A 16,342-nucleotide genomic window follows, 5' to 3' on the forward strand; every position below is an offset into this window, starting at 1 on the left:
GGACCTCCTAGCAGTCCTCGCGGAGGAACTCGCACGCCACCACGGACGGGCGCTCCACCGGGTGGCCTGCGTCGATGGACCAGGCCAGCCGCACGAGCTGGGCGTGCGACCACGTCAACGGCGTGGCCGAGTACGTGCCCTCGCCCGTCGGGAAGTCCGGCTCGCCGGAGGGGGCGTGCTGGTCCCAGACCTGCTCGGCGATCATCAGCCCGTCGTTCGCCGAGTCCGCCATCGCCTGCAGCCGCCCCGCGGGGTCGCCGTCCCCGGCCAGCAGCTCGTACTCCCCGCGCTCGCCCGCGAAGATCGGCCAGGCCCGCCCGGTGGTCTGCTGGCTGCCGGGGTCGGTCAGCCGCCAGAGACCCCCGGTGGCGTCCTCGCCGTAGCCGTCGTCGGTGAAGCGGTGCCAGAACTGCCCGTTCGGCGTCTGGACCCCCAGCTCGCGGTCCACCACCGCCAGCGTGTTGCGGACGACCGGGTCGTCGGCCTTACGGACGCCCAGCCGGACGAGCTCGAGGAAGCTCGGGTCGACCACCGCACGCTGGTCGAGGTCGGCGCCGCCGTCACCGACGTTGTAGACGGTGGCGGCGTTCGGGTCGCCGTCCTTGGTGAGGCGCAGGTAGTAGGGCTCGGGGGACAGGGGGCCGGTCGTGGTGACCGTCCAGCCCTCGATCCGCCCCGCCCAGTCGCGGGCCGTCGCCAGCCACCGGTCGGCGGACGCCGTGTCCCCGGCCCGGCGGGCGAGGTCGGCCGCGCACACCAGGCCCGCGACCTCCGCCGCGATGGTGCCCGGCGAGTAGCCGCTCTGGTTCTCCCAGCGCTCCTGCGGTGACCACGGCGCCGGGCGTTCACCGGCGTAGCCCAGCAGAAACTCGGCCGAGCGCTTGACCCGGTCATAGGTCTGCTGGTCGGTGCGGTCGAGCTGCCAGGCCAGCACCAGCGGGAGGGCCACCTCGTCGAGCTGCAGGTTCTCCCAGACCGTGGCGCCCCTGACGTCGGAGTTCTGCGGGAAGGACCCGTCCGGGCGTTGCTGGCGCAGCAGCAGGAAGTCCAGCGCCCGCTCGGCGGCCGCCCGGTCGCCCGCCGCCAGCAAGGCGGTGGCGTGCTGGTAGAGGTCCCGCGACCAGACGAGGTGGTACGCGCCGGACGGCGACGACAGGTCGTCCACCTCCTGACCCCACACCCACGGCATGCTCGGCGACGCCACGAACGCGCCCGGGTTGCGCTTGTCCTCGGACGCGGCGTTCACCACCACCGACGCCCAGTAGGCGTCGGCGATGCCTGCGGCGCTGTCGGGAGCGTCGTGCAGCCCGTCGACGTAGCGGTGCCAGCCGTCGGTGTAGGCGGCCGCGACGGTGTCGAAGCCGTCGCGGAGACTGTCGGCGGCCGCGGTGCTCGCCGCGCCCGTGTCGGCGCCGAAACCGAGTGCGACCACGGCCTCCTGCGCGTCACCCACGCCGGTGATGCCGGCGAGCCGGCCGGCGAGCACGACGTTGCCCAGGCCGGCGGCGGCATGGCGCGCGTCCAGGTCGCCGTCCGCGAGCAGGTCGGTGCGGGCGTCGCTCGTGCCGAGGTGACCGACAGTCCGGTCGTCGAACCCGGTGTCGGCGGCCAGCGAGAGCGCCGCTGCGCCGTCCGAGGCGACCAGGTCGGACTCCCCGAGAGCGGCGCGGTCGTCGTCGCCCTCGTTGGACAGCGCCGGGTCGGCCACGGCGTGGACGGAGTACGGGCGCCCGTCGAGCGAGGTGAACCGGACGTCCACCAGCACCACGTCACGTCCGGGGTCGGTGACGTAGCTCCGGACCATCCGCCAGCGGCCCGTCGGGGACTCGTCGACCTGCTCGTACGCCGGCACCCGCGCGTCCGGCGCTGCGGTGGAGCCCCCCGACTCCGAGGTGCGTTCCACGAGGCCGGCGCCGTCGGTGACGACGAACTCGAGGTCACGCAAGGCCGGGGTGCCGAGGTCGGGGTAGTACACCTCGCTCAGCTCGCCCGGCCGCAACGTGAACCACACCTCGCTGTCGGGCGTGCGGGAGGTGCCGAACCCGTGCTTGTCGGCAGGGGCCCAGGTCGACTTCTCGCCGGGGGCGCCGGGCGCCACCGGTTCGGCGGCGCTCGCCTGCGGCGCGACCAGCAGGGCGGCCATCGCGGCGGCGGCGCCGAAGAGGAGCGTGGTGGTCCGGGCAGCGGTCATCGTCGTCCTTTGCTCGGGTGACGAGATCTTGTTCCCGGCGCGGACGTCGATCGAAACTACTCTGAGTGGCTGACCTCAGCCTGACGGGTGACCACGCAGGTGCACCCGTCCGGCTGCACCTCACAGACGACCACGAGATCGTGGCGCTCGTCCCCGAGCTCGAGGCAGGTCACGTCGGTGCACTCCACGGTGCCGTCCGCGTGCCGGACCAGCGTGCCGTGGCAGTGGTCGGCCTGTGCGGCGCAGTACGGGCAGGCGGCGCTCATGACGCCTTCCGCCGCTTCTGCGCCGCCCCGGACGCCTTCGCCACCGCCTTCTCCAGATCGGCTCGGTTCATCGACGAGCGGCCCGCGACATCGAGGTCGCGCGCCATCGCGGCGAGGTCGGCCTTGCTGAGCTCGGACAGATCCGGCGCCTCCGGTTCGGCCTTCCGCGTCTTCTTTCCGCCCGCCTTGCTGGGCTTCGTCCCGGCCGGTTTCCGGCCACCTCGCGCCTCCGCGACGCTCGCTTCCAGCGCCGCGATCAGATCCGACATCGCCGTGGGCTCGGGCGGCTCCGCCTCGGTGACGATCTCGCGTCCGCGGCGCTTGTCCTCGATGAGCTTCTCCACGCGCTCGGTGAACGTGTCGCGGAAGTCCTCGGGGCGCCACGGGCCGCTCATCGACTCGATCAGCCCCGTCGCCATCTCCATCTCCTTGCCCTTGGCCTTCGACGTCCCCGGCAGCTCGTCCAGGCTCGACCGGTCGCGGATCTCGTCGGCGAAGAACAGGGTCTCCAGCGCCAGCACGTCGTCGTCGGCGCGGACGGCGGTCAGGTACTCCTTGCCGCGCATGACGAACGTGGCGATGCCCGCACGGTTGGTGCGGGCCATCGCTTCGCGCAGCAGGGCGTAGGGCCGGGCGTACTGCTCGGCGGTGGGCGCGAGCCAGTAGGTCTTCTGGAAGAAGATGGGGTCGATCTCGTCGAGGTCGACGAACGTGACGATGTCGATCGTGCGGGAGCGGCCCGGGGCGATGTCGGCCAGCTCGTCGGGTTCGACGAGCACGTAGTCGCCGCCGCCGACGTCCTTGCCCTTCACGATGTCGGAGTACTCGACCTCCTTGCCGGTCCGCTCGTTGACCCGCTGGTAGCGGATGCGGTCGGCGGTGCCGCGCTCGAACTGGTTGAAGTGGATCGTGTGGTCCTCCGTCGCGCTGAACAGACCGACCGGTATCGACACCAGCCCGAAGCTGATGGACCCCGTCCAGATCGCCCGTGCCATGGCGCGCCTCCTGTCGTCCCTGGCCAGGTACCCCGTCGCGGGCCGCGTTAGTGCTGCTTCCGGCGCTCCAGGTCCCGCACCCGCCGTTGCGCCTCGCGGGCCGCGCGATCGGCGGCGTCGAGGTCCCGCTGCGCCGACCGGGCCCGCCTGCGCGCGTCGTGCTCGGCCTGCTCGGCGGCCTCGATGCGGCTGCGCAGCTCGCGCAGCGTCCCGGCCGCGTCGTCCGCGGCGCGTTCGGCGTCGGTCAGCTCGCCCTGCGCCTTCTCGCGCTCGGCGTCGGCGTCGGCGGCCGCGGAACGCGCCCGTTCGAGATCGCGGCGCAACCGCTCGTCCCGGTCCGGCCCGGCGTCGTCCCGCGCCACCGGGGTCGCGGCCGCCTGCTCCGGCAGGCCATCCACGTCGGCGGGGTCGAGCGCCGTGGTGAGCCGGCCACCCGCGACGGCCTGGGCGGCTGCGCTGCTGTTGACCGCGGCGGTGAAGGTGTTCTTCAGCTCCCGCGCGACCGCCTCGCTCGCCGGGTGCCCCGCCGACCGGGCCAGCGCCCTCGCCTGCTGGACGAGCCCGTGCACCACCTCGTGGCGCTGCTGCGACAGCCGGCGCAGGGCTTCACCCTCCAACTGGTCCTGCGCCGCGCGCAGCCCGTCCCCGAGCTCCACGAGCGCCGCGACCTCGTCGGGATGCTCGCGCGACAGCAGGTTCACCAGCCAGGCCGCCGTCGACGGCCGGCGCAGCGCGCCGATCTGCTCGGCCAGCTCCTTGTCGTCCTGCTGCCGGGCGCGCTTCACGGCGGCGTTGCGTGCGGCGGTGAACTCGTCGCGGGGCAGCGCGTAGAGCTCGTCGGCCACCTGGTCGAGATCCGCGGGCATGCCGGGGGAGTGCCCCGCCGGGTCGTCGACGAACCGGTGTCGTCGGCCGATCGGGGGGCCTCAGGCCGGCGCGCGTACCAGCCCGGCGGCGCCGTCCACCGTCACCTGCTGCCCGGTCGTGATCCGGGTGGTCGCGTCGGCGACCCCGACGACCGCGGGGATGCCGTACTCGCGTGCGACGACGGCCCCGTGCGAGTTCGGCCCGCCCATCTCCATCACCAGGCCACCCGCGGTGAGGAAAAGCGGCGTCCACCCGGGGTCGGTCGAGGGCGCGACCAGGATCTCGCCCGGCTCCAGGTGGGCGCCGACCGGATCGAGCACCACCCGTGCCGTCGCGGTGACGGTGCCGGCGGAGGCCGGGGTGCCGGTCAGCGCGCCCTCGACGTCGGCGGGCCGGCAGAGCGTCTCCGGCTCCGTGCCGTCGGAGAGCAGCACCCTCGGCACGTGCCGCCGCCGCAGCTCCCGGTCGTACTCCTCCCGGCGCCGGACCACCGTGGTCCGGTGGTCGGCGCCCGCGAGCGCGGAACGTGCCTCGGCGAGGTCGAGGAAGAACACGTCGGCCGGGTCGCTGAGCAGCCCGCGTGCCGCGAGCAGCTCGCCGACGGCCCGGAGCTCCGTCCGCGCGTGCGCCAGCAGCCGGACCAGGAAGTCCTTGTGCGTCTCGCGCAGCCCGGCCAGCTCGCGTACCCGCCGCAGCGCGACCCGCACCGCGAGCGCCCGGACGCGGGCGCGGCGCCGCACGCGCGCGACCACCGCCGCGACGGCGGCGTCGGCGCCCACCGCGCCGCGGGCGAACACGGCGTCCGGGGCGAGCTCGGGGTCCTCGAGACGCAGGTAGTTGGCCAGCACGCCCAGCACGTGGGCCGGGTCGTCGGACCAGCGGGGCATCCCGAGGTCGATCTCGGCAACGGCGCGGTGGCCGTGCCGGCGCAGGAACGCGCCGAGCCCGTCCTGCAGCACGGGCGGCAGCGTGCCCTCCCCGTACCGGGCTGCCAGTTCCGCCGCCGGCGCCGCCCGGAGCGCCTCGGCGGAGCCGGCGTCGGCGCGCAGCCGCGTGGCGAGGCCCCACAGCTCGAGGTCCATCTCCGTGGTGACGTTGTACGGCAGGGACCGCAGCACCTCGTGCGAGGTCGCCTCGTCGAGATCGCCGCCCGCGAGCTTGCGGGCCGCCGCGAGCATCGCCAGCCCGGCGAAGAACACCGGCGCGACCCGGGGGATCATCGAGAAGACGTGGGTCAGCGCCCGCTGCACCTCGTGCAGCCGCTGTTCCGCGGTGGCGTCCGCCGGCAGCGGGGTGAGGGTGCGTAGCCCGTGACCGATCCGGTCGACCCGCCGCCGCGCCACGGCCGGGCGCAGCACGGACAGGACGAGGAGCGGGGGCACCCGGTGGTGCACCAGCGTGCCCACCACCCGCCGGACGAACGGCCACCGCGACGTCGTGCGGACCGCGAGCGCGGGCTCGTCGAACAGCGCCCGGAGCACCACGGCCGAGCGGGCCTCCATGACGTCGAGGATTCGGGGGAGAACGGTGCGGCCGACCGCACTGCGCATGCCCGGCGTGATGTCGACGAACGCCCGTCCACCTGCCGTGACGAACGCGGGCGGCCCGGCGACCGGGTCGGCGATCGGGACGCCGAGCGCGGCGGCGGGGACGGACGTGATCACCCGGAACGCCGAGAGACCCATCGGCGTGATCGGCCGCGTGAGCCCCTGGGCCAGGCTGGCGCAGAAGTAGATGCGCAGGCCCTCGCCCGCCGGGTGGGGGAGCGGGTGCAGCGTGGTGATCGGCCGGGACTGGGTGAGCCACAGCGTGCCGTCGCCGTCGATGGCCCACTCGATGTCCTGCGGGGTGCGGTAGTGGGCCTCGACGCGCCGCCCGAGCGCGACGAGAGCCGCGATCTGGTCGTCGGTCAGGCTCGTCCGCGCCGCCCCGTCGGCCGTGACGACCTGCTCCGTGCCACCGCCCGCCAGCGGCCGCACCTCGACGGCCTTGTCACCCAGCCGGTGCTCGACGATCCGGCCGTCGCCCTCGACGACGACGTGGTCGGGGTTCACCGCACCCGACACCACCACCTCCCCGAGCCCGGGGCTCGCGTCGAGCACGGTGCGGGTCCGTTTGCCGGTCACCGGGTCGGCCGTGAAGAGCACGCCGGCGACCTGCGCTTCGACCATCCGCTGGACGACGACGGCCAGTTGCACCGCGCGATGGTCGATCCCCGTACCGGTCCGGTAGCTGACGGCCCGGTCGGTCCACAGCGAGGCCCAGCAGCGGTGCACCGCGTCGAGCACGGCGCCGACCCCGACGACGTTGAGGTAGGTGTCCTGCTGCCCGGCGAAGCTCGCCGCCGGCAGGTCCTCCGCGGTGGCCGACGACCGGACGGCAACCGGGACGTCCACTCCCAGCGCCAGGTACGCCCGGCACACGGCGTCGGCGACGCCGCCCGGCACGGGCGCGGCCAGCAGCGTGGCGCGGGCCCGCTCGCCCAGCTGTGCCGGCTCCCCGCCGAGCGCGTGGTCGAGGCCGGCGGCACGCGCCATCTGGGCGTACGCCGCAGTGGTCACGGCGAAACCCGGCGGCACCGGGAACCCCATGGTGATGAGCTCGCCGAGGTTCGCTGCCTTTCCGCCCACCTCGGCGAGCGCGCCCGAGTGGAGCCGGCGTAGATCGATGACGAAACCCTCGGCGGCCATGACTGACGGTAGCGCCGAAAGGCCTCGAACTCAACAGTTGTTGAATAGTGCGTGTCCGGTTCTCGACGCCCCACCGCGTCGAGCAGGCACACTCGGTGCGGTGGTGGACCAGGTGGACGGCGTGGACGGGCACGGCGCTGCGGCGCGGCCCGCCTGGAGACGGCGTACGCCGGGGGAACACCGATGGCCGGTCGTGGTGGGGGTGATCGTGGCGATCGGCCTGCAGCTGATGTTGCCCGACCAGGTGGTGCCCCAGGCCCGGTACGTCCTCCCGGTGCTCGAGTTCGTGGTGCTCGTCGGGCTGGTCGTGGTCAACCCGTTCCGCATCGACCGTCAGTCGTCCGCGCTGCGCATGGCCAGCCTCGGCCTGACCGGGCTCGTGGTGCTGGCGAACGCGTGGTCGGTGGTGCTACTGGTCGGGGAGCTGGTGAGCGGGCGCCCGGCCCCTCCCGTCGAGCTGCTCCTCGCGGGCGGTGAGATCTGGCTGATCAACATGCTGGCGTTCGCGCTCGTGTACTGGGAGCTGGACCGGGGTGGCCCGGCGGCACGGGCGCACGCCGTGGCCGATCTGCCCGACTTCCTGTTCCAGCAGATGCAGAGCCCCGACTTCGCCCCCCGCAACTGGAAGCCCGCGTTCGTCGACTACGTCTACCTGTCCTTCACCAACGCCACGGCGTTCAGTCCCACCGACGTGATGCCGCTCTCGCGGTGGGCGAAGCTGACGATGCTGGTGCAGGCCGCCGTCGCGCTGGTCATCGTGGTGCTCGTGGTCGCCCGCGCGATCAATGCTCTGTCCTGAGCGCCCGTAGCAGCCGGTACTCGCGGATCACCAGGATGATGATCACGATGTCGAGCGCGGCCAGCAGCGGCAACACCACCGAGCCGGTGTGCACGGCCCGGTACAGCTCGTAGACCACGAACACGCCGAGCACGACGGCCGCCACCGGGTACGCGGGCACCCACCGCCGCAGCAGCGCCACCACCAGCGCGAGCTTCACGATGCCGTGCAACCCGAGGTAGAGGACCACGAAGGTGCGGTTACCCGAGGCGAACTCCGCCGTGCCGGCGACGAGGTGGCGCGCCAGGAGGCCGTCGGGCGCGCCGAGCAGGTCCCGGCTGATGACCTCGGCCACCAGATGCTGCACCGCGGCGCCGGGCACGAGGAGCAGCACGATGGCGCCGATCAGCTCGGCCGCGCCGTCCAGCCCCTTGATGACCATGGCGAGCTTGAACAGCCGCTCGGTGCTGTTCGCCGCCGGGACGTCAGCCACGGTGGCGCACCGGCGAGCGCGCGATCACCGGCCACGTCGCCCGGCCGGTTCCCCCGAAGATCTCCATGTATCGCCTCGCTCCGTTCGCGGCGGCCCACGAGGATGCTGCTGCAGGCCGCTGTCCAGCGTAGGTGCCTGAGAAGGCCCTCCACCCGAACGACGACGGGCCGGCTCGGGCGGGACATGATCGAGGCGTGATCACTCAGCCGGTGAACCGATGAGTCGCCACCACCGGGAGACGCCGCTCGTGCGGCTCGAACCGGCGACTGCGGACGAGTACGCCGCCATCCGCCTGCTCGTGCTCGAGAGCCACGCAGGAGGCGTCGCCGAGGCCCGGCGGATCTCCCTCTCCGACGCCCGGGAAGAGGCCGCGCGCAAGATCGACGAGGTGCTGCCCCGAGCTCTGGAGACGCCCGGCATGCTGTTCCGCACCGCGTGGGTCGCCGACCAGCCGGTCGGCCACATCTGGAGCGCTCTGCCCGCCCCGCCGGACCGCCCGGAGGCGGCCTGGGTCTTCTTCGTCACCGTCCACCCCGAGTACCGGGGCAACGGCTACGGCCGGGCCATCCTGCTCGCCGCCGAGGAGGAGCTGATCGGGCTGGGCGTCCCGCGGCTGGAGCTGAACGTCTTCGGGAGGAACACCGCGGCGATCGGGCTCTATCGCAGCCTCGGCTACGAGGTCACGTCCCAGCGGATGGCGAAACCGCTGCAACCGGCGCCGACTGTCACCTGACCCTCACCGCTCGCGGCCGGTGGACCCGCCACGGCCCGTCAGCTCACGTCGACCACCACCTTGCCTGCGACCGTGCCGCTGCCCATCGCGGCGTGGGCGTCGGCCGCGGTCTCGAGGGTGAACCGCCGGGAGTCGAGCACGGGCCGCAGCGCTCCGGTGTCGACCAGCGCGGCGACGTCACGCAGGATCTCGCCGTGGTGCGTGCGTCCGCGTCCGGTCAGCATCGGCGCCAGCGTGAAGACGCCGGAGTAGGTGGAGCCCCGCAGCGACAGGGGCGTGAGGTCGTGGGCGCCCCAGCCCAGCACGCTCACCACGTGCCCGGTGTAGGTGCGCACCGCCGGGAAGGACGCATCGAGCGTCGTTCCGCCGACGGTGTCGAGGATGACGTCGAACCCCTCGCCGCCGGTGTGCTGCGTGACGTACTCCTCCACCGGGGTGGTGGTGTAGTCGATCGGGGTGGCGCCGAGGCGTTCGATGACCGCCAGCTTGCAGGCCGACCCGGTGGCGAAGACCTCGGCGCCGCGGGCCCGGGCGATCTGGACGGCGACGTGCCCGACGCCGCCGGCGCCGGCATGCACCAGCACCTTCTGGCCGGCGTCCACATGTGCCCTGTCCACGAGGGCTTCCCACGCGGTGATGGCGACCAGGGGGAGCGCCGCGGACTCCCGCAGGCTCACCGCCTCCGGCTTGCGAGCCAGTAACGTGGCGTCCACGGCGGCGTACTCGGCGAGTGATCCCTGGAGGTCCCCGATGCCGCCGGTCAGCCCGTACACCTCGTCACCAGGGGAGAAGCCGGTGACACCGGCGCCGATCTCCTCGACCACTCCCGCGAGGTCCATGCCGAGCACGGCGGGCAACCGGGTCGGGCGGCCCTGCGTCGCACCGCCCCGGGCGGCCGTTGCCGCCGTGAGCTTCAGGTCCAGCGGGTTGACGCCACTCGCTGCCACCCTCACCAGAACCTCGCCCGGACCGGCGACCGGCTTCTCGATCTCGCCCAGGGTGAGCGGACTACCGAACTCTTCCAACAGTGCGGCGCGCATCAGCGCTACCTCGTCTCTTGTGTCGTTGATCGGTTCTGCCGGGAGGTGTGTCCCGCCACGAGCAGGCGCGCTGCGGCCTTCGCCTCGTCCACGACCGCGCGGTCCTGCAGCAGCCGGCCGGAGGCCAGAGCGCCGTCGATCAGGAGCCCGATGTGCCGGGCGAGCGAGCCCGCATCCTCCGCGCCTGCCGCTGCGCCGAGCTCGGTGAGCCAGGCCTGGCGACGTTGCGTGTGCTGCACGGTGATCGCCCGCGCCTCCGAACCGAGCCCGGTCTCGACCGCGGCGCTGACGAACGGGCATCCGAAGAAGCCGTGCCGGTCGAAGGCGTCGAGGAGGGCATCGAAGAGCCCGACGAGCTGAGCTGCGGCATCGTCCCCGGCGCGCTGCGCAGCGGCCTGCAGCTGTGCCATCCAGGAGTCGTCCGTCCTGCGCAGGTACCTCGCGACGAGCTCGTCCTTCGTGCGGAAGTGCACGTACAGGGTCGACTTGGCGACGCCGGACTCCGCGATCACCTGGTCGATGCCCACCCCGCGCAGCCCGTTGGCGTAGAAGAGCTCGGCCGCCGTCGCGAGGATCTTCTCCTCGGTGTTGGTCTTCCTGGTCCGCGTCACCATGGCGTACCTCCCTAATCGAACAGACTAGTACGTTCGATTAACGGCGTCGGGTGACGCCTGTCTCCTGTCCGGGTGGAAGGCCGGCGGCTTGACCGCCACTCGAACATACGTTCTACTCGATCTCCATGACGACGGGCTGCAGGTTGTGACGGCGGAGAAGGCGGCCACGACGGACGTGAAGGGCCGGCTCCCGACGCCGTACTGGCGGCTGTGGTGGGCCGGCGCGATCGACAATGTGGGCGACGGTGCGTTCGTCACGGCAGTGCCCCTGCTGGCGGTGCAGTTGGCCCCTACCCCGGTGCTGGTGGCGGCGGTATCGGCAGCCGCTTATCTGCCGTGGCTGATCTTCTCCCTGCCTGCCGGCGCGCTGGTCGACCGCCACGACCGGAAGCGGCTGATGGTGTGTTCGCAGCTCGCGCAGGCAGCGGTCGTGACCGTCGCGGCGATCCTCGTCGCCACCGGCGAGATGCACGTGGCCGTGCTCGCGGCGATGGCGTTCATGCTCGGGGCGTGTGACGTCGTTTTCGGCAACGCCGCGCAGGCGATGCTGCCCCAGATCGTTCCGGGACCGTTGCTGAACCGGGCCAACGGCTACCAGAACACGGTGACCAACACGGGGCAGCAGTTCCTCGGCCCACCGGCGGGCAGCTTCCTGTTCGCAGTCACGGCCGCCGCACCGTTCGCGCTGAACGCCGTGTCCTTCCTGGGATCCGCCGCCCTGATCGCCACCCTGCCCCCAGGCAGGCGATCAGCGGCCGAGCATGCGCCGATGCACACCGCGATCAGGGACGGGCTGCGCTGGCTGCTGCGCCACCGCCAGCTGCGCACCCTCGCGGTGCTCCTGGCCGTCAACACCTTCTGCTACGCGATGGGCACCTCGACCCTGGTCCTGCTCGCCACCCAGACCCTGCACGTCACCGCCGGTGGCTACGGCGTGCTCCTGACCGCCGCGGCCGTCGGGGGCGCGATAGGGGGCGTGGTCAGCGAGCGCCTGGTGGCCTGGTCGGGCACGTTGCCCGCGTTGCTGGCGTCCCTCGCGGCGAACGCGCTGATCTTCGTAGCCACGGGCATCGCGCCCGATCTCGTGGTCCTCGCCGTCCTGCTGGCGCTCGGTGGCTTCGCCACCACGATCTGGAGCGTGCTCACCCTGAGCCTGCGCCAGCAGCAGGTACCCGATGACCTGCGCGGGCGCGTCAACAGCGCCTACCGGATGATCGGCTGGGGCTTGATCCCGCTCGGAGCGCTGGCGGGTGGCCTGGTGGCCGAGAAGGTGGGACTGCGCGCCCCGTACCCCATCGCGGGCGCGATCCGGGGTCTCGCCCTTCTCGGCGCGCTCCCCGTTCTCCTCGCGACCATGAGAAGCCCGGCTCGTCGTCATCGGCGCGAGTGCGGGTGACGGCCGGCCGCTACGGCGGGAGCCGGTAGACCGACACGTGGGAGCGGGACTCGGCCGTGAACTCCGACTCGTCCCAGTCCGCGTGGCGCCACTCCAGCTCGAAGCCGGCGAGCTGGGCCATGAGATCGAGCTCGCCGGGCCAGATGTAGCGGTGCGGGCTGCGGAACAGCTCCGCTTGCCTGCCGTCGGAGAACCGGAAGTGGTGCGACACGACGTTCTGGTTCTGGACGTCGTAGGTGTCGAGCCCGATGTAGCCGGGCTCGTTGTGCCAGACCGTCGCCTCCCGGCCCGGGGGGAGCGCCCGCAGCTCGGGCACCCAGAGCTCGATCACGAAGCGGCCACCGGGGGTGAGGTGGCGGGCCGCGTTGCGGAAGCAGGCGACCTGTTCGGCCTGGGTGAGCAGGTTCGAGATCGTGTTGAACACGAGGTAGACCAGCGTGTAGGAGCCGGGGGCGAGTGCGGTGGCCATGTCGCCGATGACCACCGGGATCGTCGCCTCGTCCACCTTCGTCCGCAGCCGGTCGGCCATGGGACGTGACAGCTCGATGCCGGTGACGGGCACCCCCCGCTCGGCGAGCGGCACGGCCACGCGGCCGGTCCCGATCGCGAACTCCAGCGCCCGCCCACCACCGGCGAACTCGGCGAGCCGGTCGACGGTCGGCCCCAGGACCTCGGGGGCGAACATGCCGGTTCCGGGCGTGTCGTAACGACGAGCGACCTCGGCGTCCCAGATTTCCTCTCGCACGGCGCCCACCATGGCGACGGAGCATGCGGACCGTCCAGCGGGTTTCCGGCCGGGTGAGCGCCTGCCGATCACCGGACGGACGGGCTGTTCCCCGGTGTCAGGGCCGGACCGGTCCGTCGCGTGCGTGCCCAGATGACGGCGGTGACCACCGCGTGCTGGCCGGCGAGCGCTGTGCGTACCCCCTCGTTTGGGTCCGCTGCTATCAGACGTCGCTGTCAGGGCACCTCGGTGTGAACTCGTGGCTACGTGGCTGCCTGAGATATGGGGTGAGGTCAGCCAACATGCAGCAGCTTCAAAGGGCTGCCTCCGGCTGCTACCGCTGCTGTGCGTCAGCTTCGACCGGGCGCATCGTCGCGAGCCGCGGCGGGTGTCGTCACTGTGTCGTTCGGTCTATCTGCGTGGCGAGGGTCGCGGTGAAGGCTAAGAGGGGCGCGGCGGTCCGTAGCGGATCTTCCAGGTGGGGGGAGTGTCCGAGCCCGGGCAGCATCTCAACATGCGCGCCCGCAACGGCGTGGTAGTCGGCGGCGTGGGGCGATCGCCATCGCCGGTCGTCCTCGCCGTAGATCACGAGCAGCGGCTTGCCGAGGGGAACCAGCCGATCCGGGAGCGGCTGCTGCTCGATGTAGGCACGGGACGCCTGCATCGTCGTGGTGAACGTGTGGTAGGTCATACAGCGCACGTCGTCCAGGAGTTGTTGCGGGGGCTGGTAGCCCGGGCGGCTGAAACCAGTGCTCGCTACCTGATGGAGCTGCTCGTCGGTGAGATGCGGCCACTGCGAGGGTTCGATGGCGCCTTCTGGTGTTGCAATGCGCGCCTCCACGCGGGGTCCGGTGTTGATGAGCGCGAGCGCCGTCACCAGGTCGGGTCGTTGCTCGGCGAGAGCGGTGGCGGCGTTACCGCCGGAAGAGTGGCCGACCACGATGACGTGCTCGACGCCGAGCTGGTCCAGTGCTCCGGCGACCCGGCGTGCCTGCGCGGGGATCTCGTAGTCGCCATCGGCCGGTTTGTCCGACCGGCCGTGCCCGAGCAGATCGAGCCGGATGACGCGATGGGACGTGGTCAGCAGCGGAACCAGCGGGTCCCATGTACGGCTTGAGGAGCCGGACCCGTGGATGAGCAAGAGCGCGGGGGCGTCGCGTGGGCCGTCCTGGCAGACGTGGATGGTGCCGCCCTCCAGCGGCAGGGTCGCCTCCTCGACGGTGGCCACGGCGTCGCTTGTCACGTGCGGTTCGTCGCGAGGAACAGTCACGAGCCCCATGGGACCACTGTCCCCGGCGGTGCGCGCCGGTGGATTGGACAAGACAACCCGGACCCTTTATGAAGGAGTGACTCCCGCACCAGACGTCATCGCCCACACCGACGCCAACCCGCCCACAGCGCTCGCGCTCCCATGGCAGGACGTTGACGGCGACCCCACGAGACAGCCCTCCTGATCGCCGGTGATCACGGACGGATCCGCAGCGGCGACCTGTTCAACAAGGTCATCTGGCAGCCGGCCTTCATCGCTACCAGCGCGCCCGGGCGGCCTTCGACGGTGTCTTCGCCCCGACCACCGGCGAGAGCCCAGACGGCCTGACGGCGGCCTGATCATGGATCCAGTGGGGGAGGGCCAGAGTGGCCGGATCGATGATCTAGCCCCTTGCCAGCGAGCGGGCGATCACCAGGCGCTGGATCTGGTTGGTGCCCTCGAAGATCTGCATGATCTTGGCTTCCCGCATGTAGCGCTCCACCGGGAAGTCGCGGGTGTAGCCGTAGCCGCCGAGCACCTGCACGGCGTCGGTGGTGACCTTCATCGCGGCGTCCGTGGCCACGAGCTTCGCGACGCTCGCCTGCCTGCTGTAGTCCCGCCCGGCGTCACGGCGGCGGGCGGCATCGAGGTAGGTGGCGCGGGCCGAATCGACGGCGGCGGCCATGTCGGCGAGCAGGAACCCGAGGCCCTGGTGGTCGATGATCTTCTTGCCGAACGTGGTGCGCTCGTTGGCGTAGGCCACTGCGGTGTCGAGGGCGGCTCTGGCGAGGCCGGTGGCGACCGCGGCTATCCCGAGCCGGCCCGAGTCGAGGGCCGCGAACGCGATCTGCAGACCCTGGCCCTCGGCTCCCAACAGCCGTTCGGCGTCGAGCACGGCGCCGTCCCAGTTCGCGGTGGTGGTGGGGATGGCGTGCAGGCCCATCTTCTCCTCCGGCCTGCCGAAGGAGAGACCGTCGGCGGCTCCCGGCGCGAGGAAGCACGAGACCCCGCGAGGGCCGTCGGCGGTGCGGGCGAAGAGCGCGTAGAAGTCGGCCTTCCCGCCGTGGGTGATCCACGCCTTCGTGCCGGTGATGCGGTAGCCGTTGTCGACCTTCTCCGCCCGGCAGGCGAGCGCGGCGGCGTCGGAGCCGGCCTGCGGCTCCGACAGGCTGTAGCCACCGATCATCTCCCCGGCGAGCATGTGCGGCAGCCAACGCTCCTGCTGCGCGGGCGACCCGAAGGTGGCGAGCGGGAAGCACGAGAGCCCGTGCACGCTCACCGCCACGGCGACGGCCGCCCACCGGGCCGCGAGCTCCTCCAGGACCTGCAGGTAGACCTCGTAGGGCTGGCCGCCCCCGCCGAGCTCCTCCGCGTAGGGCAAGCCGAGCAGGCCGGCCTCGCCGAGCGTCGCGAACAGGCCGTCCGGGTAGGTCTCGGCGCGCTCGTGCTGCTCGACGCGGGTGGCGAGCTCCTTGTCGGCGATCTCGCGCGTGAGCGCGAGCAGGTCCTCGGCCTCCTGGGTGGGAAGCAGTCGGTCGACGGCCATCCGAGCTCCTAACGGTACTGAGTAGAAGACTTCAGTACCGTCTAGAGTAGCCGTCATGTCGACCCCCGTCCCCGTCCGGCGCGGTGCCGCTCGCAGAGAGCAGCTGTTCGACCAGCTCGTGGGGCTGCTGCTGGCCGAGGGCTTCGCGCACCTCACGCTCGACGACCTCGCCGCGCGCCTGCACTGCTCCAAGCGCACCCTCTACGCGCTGGCCGGGAGCAAGGAACAGCTGGTGCGGGCCGCGGTGGTGCACTTCTTCCGGGGGGCGACCGAGCGTGTCGAGGCCGCCGTCGCCGCGGAGGGTGACCCGAGCCGCCGCGTGGGCAGGTACCTCGGTGCGGTCGCCATCGAACTCGCCCCGGCGTCCGCGCGGTTCGTGGAGGATGTCGCGGGCTTCCCGCCCGCCGCAGAGGTGTACGCGCGCAACACCCGCGCCGCCGCCCGACGGGTGCAGCAGCTCGTCGACGAGGGAGTGGCGGCCGGAGCGTTCCGCAACGTGCACACCGGGTTCGTGGCGGACGTCGTCACGTCGGTGATGGTGCGCATCCAGCAGCGGCAGGTGGCCGCGGCCACCGGTCTGGACGACGCCGACGCCTACGCCCGGCTGGCCGAACTCCTGCTGCACGGGCTCGGCGTCCCCTGACCACGCACATCTGGTGACCACCGTGCACACGTCAGGACGTGTGCACGGTGGCCACTACGGGTGCGCGGCGCGGCCGGGGCGACATGACGGGTGCGGGGCGACTCGCGCGCGGAAGGG

General features: G+C 72.4%; 15 protein-coding genes. 4 read left to right on the top strand and 11 right to left on the bottom strand.

The window, feature by feature from the left end:
• Positions 1-7 precede the first annotated feature (7 nt).
• From HF577_RS25645 to HF577_RS25665, 5 genes are read right to left on the bottom strand one after another with little or no spacing between them, the layout of a single operon-like run.
• Positions 8-2,191 carry a glycoside hydrolase family 15 protein gene (locus tag HF577_RS25645; RefSeq protein WP_169398509.1) on the bottom strand — a complete coding sequence of 728 codons (2,184 nt, stop codon included), beginning with the start codon at positions 2,189-2,191 and terminating at the stop codon, positions 8-10.
• 56 nt (positions 2,192-2,247) lie between these two features.
• Positions 2,248-2,457: a hypothetical protein gene (locus tag HF577_RS25650; protein WP_169398510.1), complete on the bottom strand. Its 210-nt coding sequence runs from the start codon at positions 2,455-2,457 to the stop codon at positions 2,248-2,250.
• A complete protein-coding gene (gene ku, locus HF577_RS25655; protein WP_169398511.1) occupies positions 2,454-3,452 on the bottom strand; it encodes a non-homologous end joining protein Ku in 999 nt (332 codons plus the stop codon). The genes HF577_RS25650 and ku overlap by 4 nt, the downstream gene beginning before the upstream one ends.
• Positions 3,453-3,499: 47 nt before the next feature.
• A complete protein-coding gene (locus HF577_RS25660) occupies positions 3,500-4,318 on the bottom strand; it encodes a hypothetical protein (RefSeq protein ID WP_169398512.1) in 819 nt (272 codons plus the stop codon).
• A 60-nt stretch (positions 4,319-4,378) separates the two neighbouring features.
• Positions 4,379-7,009 carry a PEP/pyruvate-binding domain-containing protein gene (locus HF577_RS25665; protein WP_169398513.1) on the bottom strand — a complete coding sequence of 877 codons (2,631 nt, stop codon included), beginning with the start codon at positions 7,007-7,009 and terminating at the stop codon, positions 4,379-4,381.
• 100 nt (positions 7,010-7,109) lie between these two features.
• On the opposite strand from HF577_RS25665, the gene HF577_RS25670 reads away from it, so the two are divergent.
• Positions 7,110-7,808: a DUF1345 domain-containing protein gene (locus tag HF577_RS25670; protein ID WP_246267242.1), complete on the top strand. Its 699-nt coding sequence runs from the start codon at positions 7,110-7,112 to the stop codon at positions 7,806-7,808.
• Here the strand turns inward: HF577_RS25670 and HF577_RS25675 are convergent.
• A complete protein-coding gene (locus tag HF577_RS25675) occupies positions 7,792-8,229 on the bottom strand; it encodes a DUF2127 domain-containing protein (RefSeq protein WP_169398525.1) in 438 nt (145 codons plus the stop codon). The genes HF577_RS25670 and HF577_RS25675 overlap by 17 nt on opposite strands.
• Before the next feature lie 268 nt (positions 8,230-8,497).
• Between HF577_RS25675 and HF577_RS25680 the strand changes: the two genes are divergently transcribed.
• Positions 8,498-9,013: a GNAT family N-acetyltransferase gene (locus HF577_RS25680; RefSeq protein WP_169398515.1), complete on the top strand. Its 516-nt coding sequence runs from the start codon at positions 8,498-8,500 to the stop codon at positions 9,011-9,013.
• A gap of 38 nt (positions 9,014-9,051) precedes the next feature.
• On the opposite strand, the gene HF577_RS25685 is transcribed toward HF577_RS25680, so the two are convergent.
• Together HF577_RS25685 and HF577_RS25690 are read right to left on the bottom strand one after the other, a co-directional pair.
• The gene (locus HF577_RS25685) at positions 9,052-10,053 is read right to left on the bottom strand and encodes a zinc-dependent alcohol dehydrogenase family protein (RefSeq protein ID WP_169398516.1); all 1,002 of its coding nucleotides are present in this window, start codon (positions 10,051-10,053) and stop codon (positions 9,052-9,054) included.
• A gap of 5 nt (positions 10,054-10,058) precedes the next feature.
• Positions 10,059-10,667, bottom strand: a complete 609-nt coding sequence (locus HF577_RS25690) for a TetR/AcrR family transcriptional regulator (RefSeq protein WP_169398517.1) — start codon at positions 10,665-10,667, stop codon at positions 10,059-10,061.
• Between the two features lie 145 nt (positions 10,668-10,812).
• On the opposite strand from HF577_RS25690, the gene HF577_RS25695 reads away from it, so the two are divergent.
• Positions 10,813-12,063: an MFS transporter gene (locus HF577_RS25695; RefSeq protein WP_312859383.1), complete on the top strand. Its 1,251-nt coding sequence runs from the start codon at positions 10,813-10,815 to the stop codon at positions 12,061-12,063.
• 10 nt (positions 12,064-12,073) lie between these two features.
• On the opposite strand, the gene HF577_RS25700 is transcribed toward HF577_RS25695, so the two are convergent.
• The 3 genes from HF577_RS25700 to HF577_RS25710 all read right to left on the bottom strand — a co-directional run bounded on the left by HF577_RS25700 (position 12,074) and on the right by HF577_RS25710 (position 15,582).
• Positions 12,074-12,808 carry a class I SAM-dependent methyltransferase gene (locus tag HF577_RS25700; RefSeq protein ID WP_312859384.1) on the bottom strand — a complete coding sequence of 245 codons (735 nt, stop codon included), beginning with the start codon at positions 12,806-12,808 and terminating at the stop codon, positions 12,074-12,076.
• Between the two features lie 373 nt (positions 12,809-13,181).
• Positions 13,182-14,066, bottom strand: a complete 885-nt coding sequence (locus HF577_RS25705) for an alpha/beta fold hydrolase (protein WP_169398519.1) — start codon at positions 14,064-14,066, stop codon at positions 13,182-13,184.
• 373 nt (positions 14,067-14,439) lie between these two features.
• Positions 14,440-15,582 carry an acyl-CoA dehydrogenase family protein gene (locus HF577_RS25710; protein WP_169398520.1) on the bottom strand — a complete coding sequence of 381 codons (1,143 nt, stop codon included), beginning with the start codon at positions 15,580-15,582 and terminating at the stop codon, positions 14,440-14,442.
• Between the two features lie 55 nt (positions 15,583-15,637).
• On the opposite strand from HF577_RS25710, the gene HF577_RS25715 reads away from it, so the two are divergent.
• Entirely contained in the window at positions 15,638-16,225 is a 588-nt protein-coding gene (locus tag HF577_RS25715) for a TetR/AcrR family transcriptional regulator (RefSeq protein WP_169398521.1), read from the top strand.
• Positions 16,226-16,342 lie beyond the last annotated feature (117 nt).

Origin of the sequence: Pseudonocardia xinjiangensis (assembly GCF_012911925.1) — a bacterium.
GTDB classification, from domain to species: Bacteria; Actinomycetota; Actinomycetes; order Mycobacteriales; family Pseudonocardiaceae; genus Pseudonocardia; species Pseudonocardia xinjiangensis.

Bases quoted from the DNA above. Each gene is read 5' to 3' on its own strand.
- HF577_RS25715 (WP_169398521.1), top strand. From the start codon at position 15,638: ATGTCGACCCCCGTCCCCGTCCGGCGCGGTGCCGCTCGCAGAGAGCAG.
- HF577_RS25675 (WP_169398525.1), bottom strand. From the start codon at position 8,229: ATGGTCATCAAGGGGCTGGACGGCGCGGCCGAGCTGATCGGCGCCATC.
- HF577_RS25710 (WP_169398520.1), bottom strand. From the start codon at position 15,582: ATGGCCGTCGACCGACTGCTTCCCACCCAGGAGGCCGAGGACCTGCTC.
- HF577_RS25680 (WP_169398515.1), top strand. From the start codon at position 8,498: ATGAGTCGCCACCACCGGGAGACGCCGCTCGTGCGGCTCGAACCGGCG.
- HF577_RS25665 (WP_169398513.1), bottom strand. From the start codon at position 7,009: ATGGCCGCCGAGGGTTTCGTCATCGATCTACGCCGGCTCCACTCGGGC.
- HF577_RS25660 (WP_169398512.1), bottom strand. From the start codon at position 4,318: ATGCCCGCGGATCTCGACCAGGTGGCCGACGAGCTCTACGCGCTGCCC.
- HF577_RS25685 (WP_169398516.1), bottom strand. From the start codon at position 10,053: ATGCGCGCCGCACTGTTGGAAGAGTTCGGTAGTCCGCTCACCCTGGGC.
- HF577_RS25690 (WP_169398517.1), bottom strand. From the start codon at position 10,667: ATGGTGACGCGGACCAGGAAGACCAACACCGAGGAGAAGATCCTCGCG.
- HF577_RS25650 (WP_169398510.1), bottom strand. From the start codon at position 2,457: ATGAGCGCCGCCTGCCCGTACTGCGCCGCACAGGCCGACCACTGCCAC.
- HF577_RS25705 (WP_169398519.1), bottom strand. From the start codon at position 14,066: ATGGGGCTCGTGACTGTTCCTCGCGACGAACCGCACGTGACAAGCGAC.
- HF577_RS25645 (WP_169398509.1), bottom strand. From the start codon at position 2,191: ATGACCGCTGCCCGGACCACCACGCTCCTCTTCGGCGCCGCCGCCGCG.
- ku (WP_169398511.1), bottom strand. From the start codon at position 3,452: ATGGCACGGGCGATCTGGACGGGGTCCATCAGCTTCGGGCTGGTGTCG.